The following is a 15,768-nucleotide window of genomic DNA, read 5'->3' as shown; positions in this document are numbered from 1 at the left end:
TGGCGGGGCGAAACCGTGAATTAGGCGTTAACTATGCGGTCACATGCATGGATGCGCAGGGTCTCACCCTACGGCGGTTCCGAACAAGGCCCCCAGGGCGTACGTCACACCGGCCGCTGCTCCGCCCAGTACGAGCTGACGCAGTCCGCTGAACCACCACGAGCGTGCCGTTACGCGGGCCACGACCGCCCCGCACGCGAAAAGTCCGAGCAGGGCCAGCAGCACCGCGGGCCACAGGGCCGAGGCACCCAGGAGGTACGGCAGTACGGGCAGCAGGGCACCCAGCGCGAAGGAGCCGAAGGAGGAGACGGCGGCGACCGTGGGCGAGGGCAGATCGGACGGGTCGATGCCCAGCTCCTCGCGGGCGTGGATCTCCAGGGCCTGCTCGGGGTCCTTGGAGAGCTGCTTGGCCACCTCGCGGGCGAGCGCGGGCTCCACCCGCGGGACTCGTACAGCGCCGCCAGCTCCTCCAGCTCGTCCTTGGGGTGCTTGCGCAGCTCGGCCCGCTCGACGTCCAGCTCGGCGAGGACCAGCTCGCGCTGGGAGGCGACGGAGGTGTACTCGCCGGCGGCCATGGAGAAGGCGCCGGCGGCCAGGCCCGCGAGGCCGGTGATGATGATCGTCTGCTGCGATACGGAGCCGCCGGCGACGCCCGTCATCAGGGCGAGGTTCGAGACCAGTCCGTCCATGGCGCCGAAGACCGCGGGGCGCAGCCAGCCACCGTTCACGTCGCGGTGGGTGTGGTTGTCGCGGTGGGCGACATGTGTCGGCGCCGAGGCGTCCATGACTTCCATGACGGACATATAGGGACCTTCTCCCTTCAACGAGGTGTGGGCCGATGGCGGCGCTTCCCCCTCCAACGACGCGAATCTATGCGCGAATTACCCTCCGCCGCTAGCAAGGAAGGCCGTACTTACCACGCTGACCTGCGGTTTTATCGCGACGGGCGGGCTGAGATCCCGATCACACCCTCGCGCACTGCGGAAAACCGTAAGCAAAAGTGCGGGAAACCGCAGTGTGGTCAGGGGTTCAACTCCCGCATCCTGTAAACGTTTTCAGCAGGAGCTTCGGCAGCGGCTGCGGACGGACCGGACGCTGGGCGTCAGGACCGGCGCGGCACGGCACGGATGACACAGCACGGAATGGCGCAGCGCGGAATGACGCGGCACGGGCGGTGTGGGTCCGTGTGCGCGTAGAGGGGTGAGAAGCATGACGACGAACGAATCTCCCACCGTGGAGACGATCGCCGAGCGGGCCGGGGTCTCCATCGCCTCGGTCTCCCGGGTACTCAACGGCCGGGCGGCCAGGCCCGATACGGTCAGCCGGGTGGAGAAGGCGGCGGCCGAACTGGGCTATGTCGCCAACGCGGTGGCCCGCTCGCTCAAGGGAGGCCGCTCGATGCAGCTCACCTTCGCCATGCAGGACATCGGCAACCCGGTCTACGTCTCGATGGTCCGTGAGATACAGGCCGCCACCAGAGCCGAGGGGTACCGGCTCCTCCTGCACTCCACCGACGCGGTCGTGGCGGACGAACTGGCCGTGCTGCGCAGCCTGGCGGACCGTACGAGCGACGGGCTGATCCTGTGCCCGATCCGCATCACGCCCCGGCATCTGGACGCGCTGGCCACCGCGGCCCGGCCCGTCGTGGTCATCGGCTCGCTGCCGGACGACCCCGCGGGCCGCGGGCCGGTGGACAGCGTCCGCGCCGACTCCGCCAGGGGCGCCGAGGCGGCCGTACGTCATCTGGTGGAGAGCGGGCGGCGGCGCATCGCCTTCGTCAACGGTCCCGCGGACACGGTGCCCGGCCGCAACCGCGCCCTGGGCTACCGCACCGGTCTGGCCTCCTGCGGCCTCGGGCTCGACCCTGCTCTGGTGGAGACCACGCAGTTCACCATCGAGGCGGGTTCGGCGGCCGTGCACCACCTGCTGGACCGCCGTACCGGCCTCGACGCCGTCTTCTGCGCCAACGACCAACTGGCGCTCGGTGCTTGTCAGGCGCTGCACACCCGGGGCCTGTCCATACCGGACGATGTGGCGGTCGTCGGGATGGACGACACCGTCCTGGCGCGGGCCGGCTGGCCGCCTCTGACAAGTGTGGACCTCGGCTCGGCCGAACGCGGGCGGATCGCGGCGCGCATGCTCCTGGACCGCCTTCGGGAACCCGCCGAGGGGCCCAGGGCACCCGCCCGCCGCGAGACGGTGGCTCCGCGCCTGGTGATACGGGCCTCTTCCGCCCCGGCCGGCGCCGCTCCGTGAGCGCGGCCCCCTCCCCTCCCTCCGTCCTACGGCTCCCTTCCGCATCCGCATCCACACCCGAACCGCAGCCGCAGCCGCAGCCGCAACCACCGTCGCGCTCATTCCCACGCTTACGTCCGCACCTCCACTCGTAACACCCGCACCCGCACCCGCACGACAGAACGGCACGCCATGAGCAGCGCACTGCACGCCCCACCACCGCCCCAGCCCTTCCCTGTCCCTCCGCCTCCGCCCCGCACCCGGCTGCGTACCGTGCCGTCCCTGCCCCAAGACACCTGCGGCCTGCGGGAGCGGTCGCGCGGGGCGATGCTCGGGCTCGCCGTCGGGGACGCGCTGGGCGCCCCCGCCGAGAACATGAAGCCGTCCCAGATCCGCCGGCGCTGGGGCCGTATCGAAGGGTTCGTGGACGAGGACCCGGTCGGCACGGATGACACCGAGTACGCCATCTTCTCCGGCCTCGTCCTGGCCGAACACGGCTCGGCGCTCACCGTCGCGCACGTCGAGGCGGCCTGGCACCAATGGATCGCCGATCTGGACGAAGGTCCCTTTCGCGGCGCGGGGTTCAGCGAGCGCGGCACGCTGGAGAACCTGCGCCGTGGACTGGCCGCACCCATCTCCGCCCAGCACCGGCACGCATGGAGCGACGGCCTGGCCATGCGCGCCGCTCCCTTCGGTGTCTACGCCGCCGGCCGGCCCGCCGAGGCCGCCAGGCTGGTCTCCATCGACGGTACGGTCAGCCATGAAGGCGAGGGGATCTACGGCGGCCGGGCGGTGGCGGCCGGAGTGGCCACCGCCATGGTCGCCGGCTCGACCGACGCCGTGATCGCCGCGGCCCTCTCCGTGGTCCCCGAGGACTCCTGGACCGCCCGTTCCCTGCGCCGCGCGGTCGCCGCGGCCCAGCGTTCCCGTCTGGACCCCGGTATCACCCAGCTCGGCACCGAGCGGGCCGTGCGCTCCGCCGTCGTCGTCGGCGGCTATCCGTGGACCGATCTGGCCCCCGAAGCGGTCGGTCTGGCCTTCGGCGCGTTCGCCGCGGCCTCCGGCGACTTCGCCGCCTCGGTACTGACGGCGGTCAACATGGGCCGCGACGCCGACACCACGGCGGCGGTCGCCGGGGCCCTCGCGGGCGCGCTCGGCGGCGCCCGTTGCGTCCCGGAGGACTGGTCCCGCCTCATCGGTCCCGTCCGCGGGAGCTGCCTGCCGGCGATGGCGGGTCACCACGTTCTGGACATCGCGGACCTCCTCACTCCATGCCTGGAGGAGGCGACCGCCACATGACCTGCGACCACTCCCCCACTGCAACACCGCGTCCGGCCGTCGCGCGGATCTCTCGGTCGGGTGACGGCGCGGTCGGCGGGCCCGCGAACGCTTTGGGTACCGCTGCAGCCGAGCCGGTACGAGCCCAGGCGAAGCGACGAGGTGCGGTGAGCGCGACCGGCGCCGGGCCTCCAACGGGAGCACGGACTCTGGCAGTTGCGGGAACGCCGACAGGTTCAGAGACCCCGACGGGTTCAGAGGCCGCGACGCATGCGGGGACATCGACGGATGCGGGGACTCCGGCAGACGCAGGGATTCCGGTGGACCGGGGCGACGCGGCGGGTGCGGCAGATGTGGTGGATGAGGGCGAGGAAGCGGGGGTGGAAGGGGGTGCGGGAGCTGCGTGCCGGGTGAGTGGAGCGGGGGACACGACCGCTTCGGTAGCAGGAGGTACGAGGACGGTCGGTGAGGCGGAGGCGGGGACGGTCGGTGAGGCGAAGGCGGAAGCGAAAGCAGAGGCGGGCAGGGAAGGGAAGCGGCGGCGTATCGAGGGGCTGCTGCTCGGGCTGGCCGCGGGGGACGCGGCGGGGTGGCCCGCGGCACGTCATCGGGCGGCGCGGATGCCGGAGTGGACCCGTCGGCTGACTCGCGAGCTGGACACCTTCGCCGAGCAGAACGCGACGACGACGCTACCCGTGCCCATCGCCCTCAACCAGCCGCCGGAACCGCTGCGTCTGGGGCCCTCGGACGACGCCGAGTGGGCCGCCTTCGCCGCCGAGGCCGTCCTGACGGCGGCGGGCGCGCCGTCGGGCGGTCCCGGCCGGGACCGCGGGATGCGCGCGGCGATCGACCTGGCGTGGAACGCGCTGGCGAGCGAGGTGGCCGCGGCGGCCGAGCGGGCGCCCGAGGTGGAATCCGCGGTGCTGCCGCTGCGGGCCCGGATTTCCGTACGGGCCGGGCTGGGCAACCTCGCCGCCGGGTTGCGCCCGCCCGCCACCGGCCATGACAACCCGCACTTCTTCGACGACGCGGCCTGCGTACGCGCCTGTGTCCTGGCCGTCGTCCACCTCGGACAGCCGCTTGCCGCCGCGGAGTTGGCGGAGTTCGACGCCCGGTACACCCAGGACGGCGACGGTGTGCACGGAGCCCGTGCGATGGCGGCGGCGGTCGCCGCGGCCCTTGATGGCGCGGACGCCGAGGAGTGTGCGTCGGTGGCCCTGAACCAGCTACCGGAGGGGACGGAGATCCGTCGCAATACGCTGCACGCCGTACGTCTCGCCCGTGAGGTGGCCGCCGACCGGCCCGGTCGTCCCGGCAATGCCTTCGCCCTGGTACCGGCGTTGGAGCACGGGATCGTGGACCACGTCTACAGCTATGGCATCGCCGCGGCCGAGACCGTTCCCGTGGCGCTCGCCCTGGCGGTCGCGGGTGGTGGACAGGTGGCCGAGGCGGTGCCGGCCGCCGCGTGTCTCTCCCGCGTCGCGGACTCCGCGCCCGCCCTGGCCGGTGCGCTGACCGGCGCGATCGGCGGAACCGCCGGCATTCCCGGCACCTGGCGTGCCGCCTGCCGCACGCTGTCCGGCTGCGCACTGCCCCGGCTGGCCGGCACCGATCTCGTGGAGCTGGCCGCCCTGCTCGCCCGTACGGAACCGTCCGCCCCGCACGCCTCTCCGGTCCGCTCGCCGCTTCGCTCCGCGTCGCCACGAGGGGACCGGAGCCCTTCGACGGAGGAGTTGACCTCCCCATGACACACCCGCACCGCTCCACCCAACCGGCACCTCGGACCCACTCGGCACCACCAGGGCACCCGGCTCCCCCTCCCTGTCCGGTGGATGACGGCGGTGCGCCGCCTGCGGTGGCCGGTGCGCAGCCTTCGGTGGCCGGTGCCGCCGCCACGCCGACGGCCGGGACCCGACGACCGGCCCGGGTCCGGTCGTCCGTACCGCCGACTCTTGAAGACCGCGCGGCCGGCTGCCTGGTGGGAGCCGCGGTCGGGGACGCGCTCGGCGGCCCGGTCGAGGGCTGGAGCCCGGAACAGATCGTGGAACGGTACGGTCACCGCGTCCAGGGCATCGTCGGTCCGTATCACGAGGACTGGCGCACGGCCCGGCCCATCGCGCCGTACCACAAGGGCGACGGACACGTCACGGACGACACCCTCATGACCCATGCGCTGGTGCGGGTCTACGAGAAGGTCCGCGACCACCTCGACGCGTACGCCGTCGCCGAGCACCTCGTGCCCGACCTCATCGGCACCCCGCGCTGGATCCCGGAGCTGGAGGCCGAAGCGCTGCTGCTCCAGCGTGTCTTCCTCGCCGAGAAGTGGATCGTGACCCGGCTGCACTACGGACATGCCGATCCGCGCGAGGCGGGCGTCGGCAATGTCGTCAACTGCGGTGCCGCCATGTACATGGCACCGGTCGGCCTGGTCAACGCCGGTCACCCGGCCGGGGCTTACGCGGAGGCGCTGGACGTCGCGGGCGCGCACCAGTCCTCGTACGGGCGGGAGGCCGCCGGTGTCTTCGCGGCGGCGGTCGCCGCGGCCTGCGAGCCGGGCGCCTGCCCCGCCTCCGTGGTCGAGGCCGCGCTCTTACTCGCCAAGGACGGCACCCGCGCCGCCATTGAGGCGGTCTGCGACACCGCGGCCCGGTATGCGGACTTCGAGGCCGCGCTCGGGCCGCTGCGCGAGGCCGTGGCGCCCTTCGACACGGTCGGACCCGCTTATCGTCAGCCCTCCCTGGGCGCCCGGCGGCCCTCGCGGCTCCACTCCATCGAGGAGTTGCCGATCGCTCTGGGCATGCTGCTCGTCGGTGGCGGCGACTTCCGCCGTACGGTCCTGGGAGCGGTCAACTACGGGCGCGACTGCGACTCCATCGCCACGATGTGCGGTGCGCTCGTCGGTGCTCTTCAGGGCGCGCGGGCGGTCCCCGCGGAGTGGAGCGAGGAGGTCTCCCGCGCCAGCAGACTGGACCTGAGGGCCCCGGCCGTGGCCCTCGCCGCGGTCAGCCGAGAGGTCTTCGCCCGGGACCGGCAGCGCCGTGACGCCCATGAGCGTGCCTTCACGATGATTGCGGGTGCCTGATGCGTCCTCCTCCGCCCGGTTTCACGCCCGTCCCTCCGCCCGGTTTCACGCCCGTCCCTCCACCCGGTTCCGGTCCCCGGCCGTCGGCCGCTGCCGGGCCGCCCCCCGACGTGGAAGCCCGGGACCGCACGTCCACACCCCTACGGCTCACCTGGGTGCAGCCCGAGGACCTGCTCGGGCACGAGCTGCGGCAGGCCGCCGAGGACGGGCGGGACGCCACGGTGATCGAGCGCCGCTGGCTGGCGGCGGGCGGTGGACCGGCTCCCGCCCGGGCCGGTGCCTCCCCCGGTCCCGCGGATTTGCCCCTGCGCGCCCTGGCCGAACGGCTGCTGGACGAACTGGCTGCCATTCCCTCACCGTTGGCGGCGGCCGAGCCGACCGGCCTGGACGCGATCAAGGCCGCCTGCCCGGCCTGGCCCTCGCCCACACACCCACCCGCCGGGCCCCTGAACGCCGCGCCTACGACCGCCCCACCTCCCACCACCCCGTCTCCAGTCAGCCCACCCCCAGTCACTCCATCTCCAGCCACTGCACCGACGACCGCCGCGCTGTCGACCGCCGACCCGTCAACCTCCGTTCCCTTGGCCGGTGCTGCGACCCGGGAGCGGCTGGAAGCGGCCTGGCTGGGGCGGGCCGCCGGGTGCCTGCTCGGCAAGCCGGTGGAGAAGCTGCCGCTCGCGGGAATCCGTGCCCTCGCACGCGCCACCGGCAACTGGCCGTTGCGCACCTGGTTCACCGGGGCCGGGCTGGACCCCGCCGTCGCCGCCCGGTACCCCTGGAACCGGCGCAGCCGTCTCACCTCGCTCGCCGAGAACATCGACGGGATGCCCGAGGACGACGACCTCAACTATCCGCTGCTGGGGCTGCTTCTCCTCCAGCGGCACGGTCATGGCTTCGGCACCGCCGATGTCGCCCGGTTGTGGCTGGCACAGCTCCCGGCGGGCCGTACGTTCACCGCCGAGCGCGTCGCGTACCGCAATCTGCTGGACGGGTTCGAGCCCCCGCTCACCGCACGGCACCGCAACCCCTACCGGGAGTGGATCGGTGCGCTGATCCGCGCGGACGTCTTCGGCTGGACCAACCCGGGTGACCCGGGCGCCGCGGCGGAGGAGGCGTGGCGGGACGCCGTGCTCACCCACACCGCCAACGGTGTGTACGGGGCGATGTTCGCCGCTGCCGCCATCGCGGAGGCAGGCGGCGGGAGTTCGGACGTCCACGGCTGTCTGCGGGCAGGGCTCGCCGTCGTTCCGCCACGGGCCCGGCTCGCCCACGCCGTCCGGTTCGGCATCCGGACGGCGCAGGAGGAACCGACCGGCTCCCCCACCGGCTTCGCGCGTGTGGTGGACCGCCTGCACACCGTCTACGGGCACCACCACTGGGTGCACGTCGTGCCGAACGCCGCGCTGCTCGCCGCCGCCCTCACCCACGCCGACGGCGACTTCGCCGGTGCCATCTGCCGTGTCGTCTCCGGCGGCTGGGACACCGATTCCAACGGCGCGACGGCCGGATCACTCACCGGTCTCCTGGCCGGCGCCCCGTCCGCCCTGCCCGGCCGCTGGACCACGCCGCTGCGCAATCGTCTGGCCACTTCCGTCGGCGGCCTGGACGGCATCGGTTTCGACGTCCTCGCGGAGCGCACGGCCGCCCTCGTCGCCCAGCCGGCGCCCCCTGATGCCCGCACCCGCCCCCGTACCGACACCCACACCCACACCCGTACCGACACCGACCGGCAGGAGGTACACCGGCCATGACAGTTCCCCCTCTTTCTCCCGAACCGGAGACCGGACCCGAGCCCGTTCCCGGCTCTGCCGCCGGCCCCGGCTCCCGTCCCGGTGCCGGGCCCGAAGCCGGGCCTGAAGCCGGGCCCGGTCCGCTCCAGGGGTTACGCGTTCTCGATCTCGCCACGCTCTTCGCGGGGCCGCTGGCCGCCACCATGCTCGGTGACTTCGGCGCCGAAGTGATCAAGGTCGAGCATCCGGACCGGCCCGATCCCGCTCGTGGACACGGCCCCGCCAAGGACGGCGTCGGCCTGTGGTGGAAGCTGCTCGGGCGGAACAAGAAGACCATCGCCCTGAACCTGTCCACACCGGGCGGCCGTGACGTGCTGCTGCGCCTCGCCGCGCGTTCGGACGTGGTGATCGAGAACTTCCGGCCCGGCACCTTGGAGAAGTGGGGCCTGGGCTGGACGGAGCTGCGCGCCGTCAATCCCCGGCTGGTGCTGGCCCGCGTCACCGCGTTCGGTCAGTCCGGCCCGTACGCACGCCGCCCCGGCTTCGGCACCCTCGCCGAGGCGATGAGCGGCTTCGCTGCGATCACCGGCGAACCGGACGGCCCGCCGGTCCTGCCGCCCTTCGGCCTCGCCGATTCCATCGCCGCGCTGACCACCTCCTACGCGGTCATGGCGGCCCTGCGCGGGCGTGATACCACCGGCGTCGGCCAGGTGGTGGACCTGGCGATCATCGAGCCGATGCTGACGGTACTCGGCGCGCAGCCCATTTGGTACGACCAGCTCGGGTACGTCCAGCCTCGTACGGGCAACCGGACCCCCGGCAACGCGCCGCGCAACCTCTACCGCACCGCCGACGGCTCGTGGCTGGCCGTCTCGGCCTCCGCGCAGTCCGTGGCCGAACGCGTCATGCGGCTGGTGGGCCGGCCGGAGTTCCTCGAACAGCCTTGGTTCGCCACCGGCGCGGGGCGCGCCCGGCACGCCGATGAGCTGGATGCCGCGGTCGGCGGCTGGATAGCCCGGCACGGGCGGGCCGAGGTGATGGCCGCGTTCGAGAAAGCCGAGGCAGCGGTCGCGCCCGTCCAGGACATCCGCGATGTGATGGAGGACGAGCAGTACCGGGCCCTGGGAACCATCACCGGGATTCCCGACGAGGAGCTGGGGACGGTCCGTATGCAGAACGTGCTCTTTCGTCTCTCCGGAACCCCCGGTGCCATCAGGTGGGCCGGCCGGCCGCACGGTGCCGACACGGACGAGGTCCTGGCCGCCATCGGACTCACCGCAACGGAGATCGCCGCCCTGCGCGAAGAAGGTGCCCTGTGAACACCGCTGTTCCACCGCCGTCCGTCACCGCTCCCGCGCCGCCCGCCGGCACCCCGCCGGCGCCGGCCCCTGCCTTCCCGGCCGCCCCCGCCTCCGCTTCCGTGAACGCCGCCGTGGTCGCGTCCTCGGTCCCGACTGCTGTCACGGCGGCGCCTCTCACCTGGCTGTATGTGCCCGGTGACCGTCCAAAGACGGTCACCAAGGCGCTCGGTTCCGGCGCCGATGTGGTGCTGATCGATCTGGAGGACGCGGTCGCGCCGGGCCGTAAGCGCTACGCCCTGCGTGCCACGGCCGAGCTCCTCAGCGATGCCGCCGTCGGCCCGGTCCCTGTCCACGTACGCATCAACGCCCTGGACGGTCCGCTCGCCGAGACCGAGGTACGTACCCTGGCTCCGCTCCCCGGCCTGGCGGGACTGCGGCTCCCCAAGGTGAAGGGGCCGGCCGATGTCGTACGGGTCGCGGCCTGGGCCGCCGATACGGCTCGCCCCGTACGTCCACAGCCGGCCGGCGGCGGGCCGGGGAGTGAGGCCACGGGCGAGGGTGGTGGTCCTCGCCGGGTGCCCTGCTTGTACGCCCTGCTGGAATCCGCGCTAGGGGTGGAGAACGCCTTCGCCATCGCCCTCGCGCATCCCGCTGTGTGCGGCATCGCCCTGGGCGAGGCCGATCTCCGTGCCGAGTTGGGGGTACGCGACGACGCCGGTCTGTGCTGGGCGCGGGGCCGGGCCGTCGTCGCCGCGTGCGCCGCGGGCCTGGCGCCTCCAGCGCAGTCGGTCTATCCCCACGTGCGCGACACCGCGGGCCTGGCGCTTTCCTGCGCGCGAGGCCGCGCCCTGGGGTTCCTGGGCCGGGCGGCGATACATCCCCGTCAACTGCCGGTCATCGAACGGGCTTATCTGCCCACGCCGGAAGAGATAGCGGCAGCCGAGGAGACGGTACGGGCGGCGGGTGCGGACGCGGGTGCGCTGTCCCTGCCCGACGGACGCTTCGTCGACGCGGCCGTGGTCGCGGGCGCCCGTCGCGTACTGGCCCTGGCCCACCGCCACCGGGACCGCTGCCCATGACGGCCCCTGACTCCGCCGCTCCCCGGTCTGTCCCGCTCCGCTTCGCCCGAGGCCGCACGGCACAAAAATCCCTGAGTTCAAGGACCGCATCGCATGAAAGACGCGCAACACAAGGAATCACCCAGCGCGAAGGACCGCACAGCACGAAGGCCGCGGTCCCCTTCGGGACCGCGGCCTCGGTGGCGGTGTCGCGCGAACAGGTCCGTCGCCGGTTCCTACGGTGCGGCGGACACGTCAGGGCTTCTGGGTGCCGCCGCTACCGGCCGGCTTCGCCTTGTCCTTGGCCGTGTCCTCGCCGCTGCCGACGGACTTCGGGGCGCCCTTGGTGCTGCCGCCCGCGGGTTTCGCGGCCTTCCCGGTGCTACCGCTGCCCGCCGGCTTCGGGTTGCCCTTGGTGCCGACCGGCGCGTCAGCAGGGGTGTCCTCGGTGGTGTTCTCGTCGGCGTCCTGTTCCTGGGCGCCCGGCTCGACGATCTCCTCGCGGCCCGGGACCTTCGCCGCGGAGACGACCATGTAGACGACGGCCAGGATGAAGACGATGATCGCGGTCCACACGTTGAGGCGCAGCCCCAGGATGTGGTGGGCCTCGTCCACCCGCATGTACTCGATCCAGGCGCGGCCCGCGCAGTACGAGGCCACGTACAGCGCGAAGGCCCGTCCATGGCCGAGCTTGAAGCGCTTGTCCGCCCAGATGACCAGGACCGCGACGCCGATGCACCACAGCGACTCGTACAGGAAGGTCGGGTGGTAGGTGCCGCCGACGCGCCCGATGGCCGGGTCGTCGCTGATCTTCAGCGCCCAGGGCAGGTCGGTCGCGCGCCCGTACAGCTCCTGGTTGAACCAGTTGCCCCAACGGCCGATCGCCTGGCCCAGCGCGAGGCCGGGTGCCAGCGCGTCCGCGTACGCCGGGAGCGGGATGCCGCGCCGACGGCAGCCGATCCAGGCACCGACGGCACCGAGCGCGACCGCGCCCCAGATACCGAGGCCGCCTTCCCACACCTTCAGGGCGTTGATGGGGTGGCCGCCCTCACCGAAGTACGGTTCGTAGGACGTGATGACGTGGTAGAGGCGACCGCCGACGAGCCCGAAGGGCACGGCCCACACGGCGATGTCGGCGACGGTCCCGGACCGGCCGCCGCGCTGGATCCAGCGCTTGTTGCCGAGCCAGACGCCGACGAAGACGCCGATGATGATGCAGAAAGCGTAGCCGCGCAGCGGGATCGGGCCGAGGTGCACGACACCGGTCGAGGGGCTGGGAATGAATGCGAGGTCCATGGCAGGGACGACGCTACCGCGCCGGGCGGGCGCGACGACAACCCACCCGGCAACGGCTCCGTAACGACCCTCACATCCGCGCCACGTTTCCCCCGGTCACCGCGGCGGCGGACCGGTCCGCCCGGCTTGTGCCCCCGGGTGCGCCGCCATCCGCCGGCCGGCCTCTTCCCCGGTCTGTCCGGCGTACGCGGCGTGCCCGGTCTGCCGGAGCTACCCGGCCTGACCGGCCTGTCCGGTCTTCGCGCCGCCGACTGCCCTGTCGACCTCCTCGCCCGGCGCCTTCCCGGTCCGGCCGCCGGTCCCCTTGCCGTCGTCCTCGCCGGAAGCCTTCTCGACTTCCTTGTCCTTGCCGGGTTCTTTGCCCGGTGTCTTGCCCGGCTCCTTCTCCGGCCCTTCTCCCGTCTGCTTGGCCGCCTTTTTGCCCTTGGCGGTGTCCTGGACCATCTTCTTGAATGCGTCCGGGGTGAACTGGTCGCCCTCGTCCGCGAGGTTCTTGCCGTTGAGGAGGACGGTCGGGGTGCCGCGGTGGCCGGAGGCGGCGAACGCGTCGTTGGACTTCCGTACGAAGTCGTTGTAGGTACCGTCGTTGACGCACCGGGTGAACTTCTCGCCGACGAGTCCGTCGACCTTTCCGGCGAGTTCGATCAGGTGCTTCTTGTCGGCGAAGCCGTCGCTCTGCTCCGGCGGCTGGTTCTTGTACAGCACGTCGTGGTAGTCGCGGAACCTGCCCGCGTCCTGCGCGCACAGTGCCGCGTTGCCGGCGGTGAGCGAGCCCCTGCCGCCCATGTTGCCGTCGATGATCGTCGCGAGGTGGTAGTCGCTCTTGAGCTGGCCGGCGTCCTCCAGCTCGCGGATGGTGGCGCGGAAACCGTTCTCGAACTGGCCGCAGGCGGGACAGCGGAAGTCCTCCCACACGGTGAGGGTGGAGGGGGCGTCCTGTGCGCCGACCGGGACGATGGGCTTGTCGCCGCCCTCGGTGCCCTTCGGCGCGGCCACCACTTCTCCGCTGCCGGAGTCCTCGCCCCCTTGCGTCGCCCACACGGCGACGCCGCCGGCCACCACCAGCACCGCGGCCACGGCGGCGGCGACCTTCATCTGCCGTCCGCGCCGTGCGCGCGCCTTCTCCTTTTCTCGCTGGGCCTGCAGCCGCTCGCGGGCACTGCTGGTCGGGCCTGGGCTCTTGGCCCCCGGGCCGTCCGCCCCTGGATTGTTCCGGGCCTGTGGATTGTTCTCGCTCACGCCCCTGGACAACGAAGCGGAGGGGCGCGTTCGCACCCCTCCGCCCCACGGTTCGCCCTAACGGATGACGCGGTCCCGTACGGGCATCGGCCTCACGGAGCGGCCCGGGGCCGGTCCGGGACGGTCCGTACCCGGAACGCCCCGGACCGAGCCCGACCGCACGGTGTCACACCCGTCCGGCCCGGCAACCCCGCCCGGCCCAGCACATCCATCAGGCCCAGCAGATCCACCGGACCCATCGGGTCCGTCAGACCCGAAGCGCTGATCAGGCCCGGTACGCCCGTCATGCCCGGCGCACCCGTCAAGCCCGGCGCGCCCATCAGGCCCATGAGACCCGTCGCACCCGTCAGGTCCGTCGTCCTGTCATGCGCGCTTGCGTACGCCCTCGGCCAGCTCTCCCGCGAGTTCGCGGACGCCCGCGAGCCCCGCCTGAAGGTCGTCCGGCGCGGCGAGCAGCCGCTTGACGAAGGCCGAGCCGACGATGACCCCGTCCGCGAACTGAGCCACCTCGGCCGCCTGGCCGGGCGTGGAGACGCCGAGCCCGACGCACACCGGCAGTTCGGTGACCGCGCGGGTGCGCCGTACCAGGTCCTGCGCCTCCCGGCCGACCGACTCGCGGGTACCGGTGACGCCCATCAGCGAGGCGGCGTAGACGAAGCCGCTGCCGGCCGCGGTGATCTTGGCCAGCCGCTCGTCCCGGCTGCTCGGCGCGACCACGAACACCGTGGCCAGGCCGTGCTGTTCGGCGGCCTTGCACCACACCTCGGACTCCTCGACCGGCAGGTCGGGCAGGATGCAGCCCGCGCCGCCGGCCTCGGCGAGGTCGGCAGCGAACCGCTCGACGCCGTAGCGGTCGACGGGGTTCCAGTACGTCATGCACAGCACCGGCGCGCCGGTCGCGGCGTGCACCTCGCGGACCGTACCGATCACGTCGACGATCTTCACTCCGCCGCGCAGCGCGATGTCGTCGGCGGTCTGGATCACCGGGCCGTCCAGGACCGGGTCGCTGTGCGGAAGGCCGACCTCGACGATGTCGCAGCCGCCCTCCAGCATCGCCGTCAGGGCCCGTACGCCGCCGTCCACGGACGGGAAGCCGGCCGGCAGATAGCCGACGAGTGCGGCCCGGTTCTCGGCCTTGGCCGCCGCCAGGACGGAACCGAGCAACTCCACCTTGCCTGCCATTTACTTCTCCCCCGGGTGGTCGTGTCGTCGTGGGCGGCGCCGGTGGCGCCGTCACCGTCGCTGTCGGTGTCGTGGGCGTTGTCGTACAGCCCGAAGTAGCGGGCGGCGGTGTCCATGTCCTTGTCGCCGCGCCCGGAGAGGTTGACCAGCAGCAGCCCGTCCCGCCCCAGCTCGCGGCCGATCTCCAGGGCGCCCGCGAGGGCGTGTGCGCTCTCGATCGCCGGGATGATGCCCTCGGTCTGCGAGAGCAGCCGCAGCGCCCGCATCGCGTCGTCGTCGGTGACCGCCCGGTATTCGGCGCGGCCGACGTCCTTGAGGTAGGAGTGCTCGGGGCCGATGCCCGGGTAGTCCAGCCCCGCCGAGATCGAGTACGGCTCGGTGATCTGGCCGTCCTCGTCCTGGAGCACGTAGGAGCGGGAGCCGTGCAGGATGCCCGGGGTGCCCGCGGAGAGGGTGGCCGCGTGCTCGCCGGTGCTCACCCCGTGCCCGCCCGGCTCGCAGCCGACCAGCCGTACGTCGCTGTCCGGGATGAAGGCGTGGAAGAGGCCGATGGCGTTGGAGCCGCCGCCGACGCAGGCCACGGCGGCGTCCGGCAGCCGGCCGGTGCGCTCCAGGATCTGCCGGCGTGCCTCGACGCCGATGACCCGGTGGAAGTCGCGGACCAGGGCCGGGAAGGGGTGCGGGCCGGCGACCGTACCGAAGAGGTAGTGGGTGCGGTCCACGTTGGCGACCCAGTCGCGGAACGCCTCGTTGATGGCGTCCTTCAGGGTGCGGCTGCCGGATTTCACGGCGATGACCTCGGCGCCGAGCATCCGCATGCGGGCGACGTTCAGGGCCTGGCGCTCGGTGTCGACCTCGCCCATGTAGATGGTGCATTCCAGGCCGAAGAGGGCGCAGGCGGTCGCGGTGGCCACGCCGTGCTGGCCGGCGCCGGTCTCCGCGATGACCCGGGTCTTGCCCATGCGCTTGGTGAGCAGCGCCTGGCCCAGCACGTTGTTGATCTTGTGCGAGCCGGTGTGGTTGAGGTCCTCGCGCTTGAGGAACACCCGGGCGCCACCGGCGTGTTCGGCGAACCGGGGCACCTCGGTCAGGGCGCTGGGCCGACCGGTGTAGTTGACCATCAGGTCGTTCAGCTCGGCCGCGAAGGCGGGGTCCGCCTTGGCCTTCTCGTACTCGGCGGCGACCTCGTCCACCGCGGCGACCAGCGCCTCGGGGATGAACTTGCCGCCGAACGCGCCGAAGTAGCCCTCGGCGCTGGGGACTCGGCCTTCCGGGTCCGGAACGAAGAAGTCAGAAGACATCCGACGTACTCCTATATCGGGGCTCTCGCCCCGCACATTTGTGTGTGGGCATCACGGTGTGCATGG

General features: G+C 72.6%; 10 protein-coding genes and 2 pseudogenes. 7 read left to right on the top strand and 5 right to left on the bottom strand.

The annotated features are described in order from the left end of the window. Window positions 1-63: 63 nt before the first annotated feature. Window positions 64-794 (bottom strand): annotated as a pseudogene (locus KGS77_RS27950) (VIT1/CCC1 transporter family protein). Between the two features lie 415 nt (window positions 795-1,209). Between KGS77_RS27950 and KGS77_RS27945 the strand changes: the two are divergent. From KGS77_RS27945 to KGS77_RS27915, 7 genes are all read left to right on the top strand, one after another. After that, window positions 1,210-2,256 (top strand): LacI family DNA-binding transcriptional regulator, encoded by a 1,047-nt coding sequence (locus KGS77_RS27945; RefSeq protein ID WP_242585928.1) that lies wholly within the window; start codon window positions 1,210-1,212, stop codon window positions 2,254-2,256. Between the two features lie 306 nt (window positions 2,257-2,562). Then, a complete protein-coding gene (locus KGS77_RS27940; RefSeq protein WP_242587731.1) occupies window positions 2,563-3,534 on the top strand; it encodes an ADP-ribosylglycohydrolase family protein in 972 nt (323 codons plus the stop codon). Between the two features lie 332 nt (window positions 3,535-3,866). Continuing rightward, on the top strand, window positions 3,867-5,261 hold the full coding sequence (locus KGS77_RS27935; protein ID WP_242587730.1) for an ADP-ribosylglycohydrolase family protein: 1,395 nt from the start codon (window positions 3,867-3,869) through the stop codon (window positions 5,259-5,261). Window positions 5,262-5,488: 227 nt separating this feature from the next. After that, complete coding sequence (locus tag KGS77_RS27930; RefSeq protein ID WP_242587729.1) at window positions 5,489-6,595, top strand: ADP-ribosylglycohydrolase family protein; 1,107 nt, start codon at window positions 5,489-5,491, stop codon at window positions 6,593-6,595. Window positions 6,596-6,750: 155 nt separating this feature from the next. Further along, window positions 6,751-8,346 carry an ADP-ribosylglycohydrolase family protein gene (locus tag KGS77_RS27925; protein WP_242585927.1) on the top strand — a complete coding sequence of 532 codons (1,596 nt, stop codon included), beginning with the start codon at window positions 6,751-6,753 and terminating at the stop codon, window positions 8,344-8,346. Further along, window positions 8,343-9,644: a CoA transferase gene (locus tag KGS77_RS27920; RefSeq protein ID WP_242585926.1), complete on the top strand. Its 1,302-nt coding sequence runs from the start codon at window positions 8,343-8,345 to the stop codon at window positions 9,642-9,644. The genes KGS77_RS27925 and KGS77_RS27920 overlap by 4 nt, the downstream gene beginning before the upstream one ends. A gap of 113 nt (window positions 9,645-9,757) precedes the next feature. Next, a complete protein-coding gene (locus KGS77_RS27915) occupies window positions 9,758-10,705 on the top strand; it encodes a CoA ester lyase (RefSeq protein WP_242587728.1) in 948 nt (315 codons plus the stop codon). 234 nt (window positions 10,706-10,939) lie between these two features. Here KGS77_RS27915 and lgt read toward each other — a convergent pair whose 3' ends face one another. The 4 genes and pseudogenes from lgt to trpB all read right to left on the bottom strand — a co-directional run. Next, complete coding sequence (lgt, locus tag KGS77_RS27910; protein WP_242585925.1) at window positions 10,940-11,980, bottom strand: prolipoprotein diacylglyceryl transferase; 1,041 nt, start codon at window positions 11,978-11,980, stop codon at window positions 10,940-10,942. Between the two features lie 210 nt (window positions 11,981-12,190). After that, the gene (locus KGS77_RS27905; RefSeq protein WP_242585924.1) at window positions 12,191-13,219 is read right to left on the bottom strand and encodes a thioredoxin domain-containing protein; all 1,029 of its coding nucleotides are present in this window, start codon (window positions 13,217-13,219) and stop codon (window positions 12,191-12,193) included. Between the two features lie 363 nt (window positions 13,220-13,582). Further along, entirely contained in the window at window positions 13,583-14,401 is an 819-nt protein-coding gene (gene trpA, locus KGS77_RS27900; RefSeq protein WP_242585923.1) for a tryptophan synthase subunit alpha, read from the bottom strand. Between the two features lie 80 nt (window positions 14,402-14,481). After that, window positions 14,482-15,702 (bottom strand): annotated as a pseudogene (gene trpB / locus KGS77_RS27895) (tryptophan synthase subunit beta); the annotation flags it as partial. Window positions 15,703-15,768 lie beyond the last annotated feature (66 nt).

The sequence above is a fragment of the Streptomyces sp. MST-110588 genome (assembly GCF_022695595.1).
Taxonomy (GTDB): Bacteria; Actinomycetota; Actinomycetes; order Streptomycetales; family Streptomycetaceae; genus Streptomyces.
Note: the sequence above shows the minus strand (reverse complement) of the source record. Positions and strands in the feature narration are given on the sequence as shown.

Coding starts and splice junctions, on each gene's coding strand:
- KGS77_RS27920 (WP_242585926.1), top strand. CDS start 8,343: ATGACAGTTCCCCCTCTTTCTCCCGAACCGGAGACCGGACCCGAGCCC.
- lgt (WP_242585925.1), bottom strand. CDS start 11,980: ATGGACCTCGCATTCATTCCCAGCCCCTCGACCGGTGTCGTGCACCTC.
- KGS77_RS27940 (WP_242587731.1), top strand. CDS start 2,563: ATGCTCGGGCTCGCCGTCGGGGACGCGCTGGGCGCCCCCGCCGAGAAC.
- KGS77_RS27945 (WP_242585928.1), top strand. CDS start 1,210: ATGACGACGAACGAATCTCCCACCGTGGAGACGATCGCCGAGCGGGCC.
- trpA (WP_242585923.1), bottom strand. CDS start 14,401: ATGGCAGGCAAGGTGGAGTTGCTCGGTTCCGTCCTGGCGGCGGCCAAG.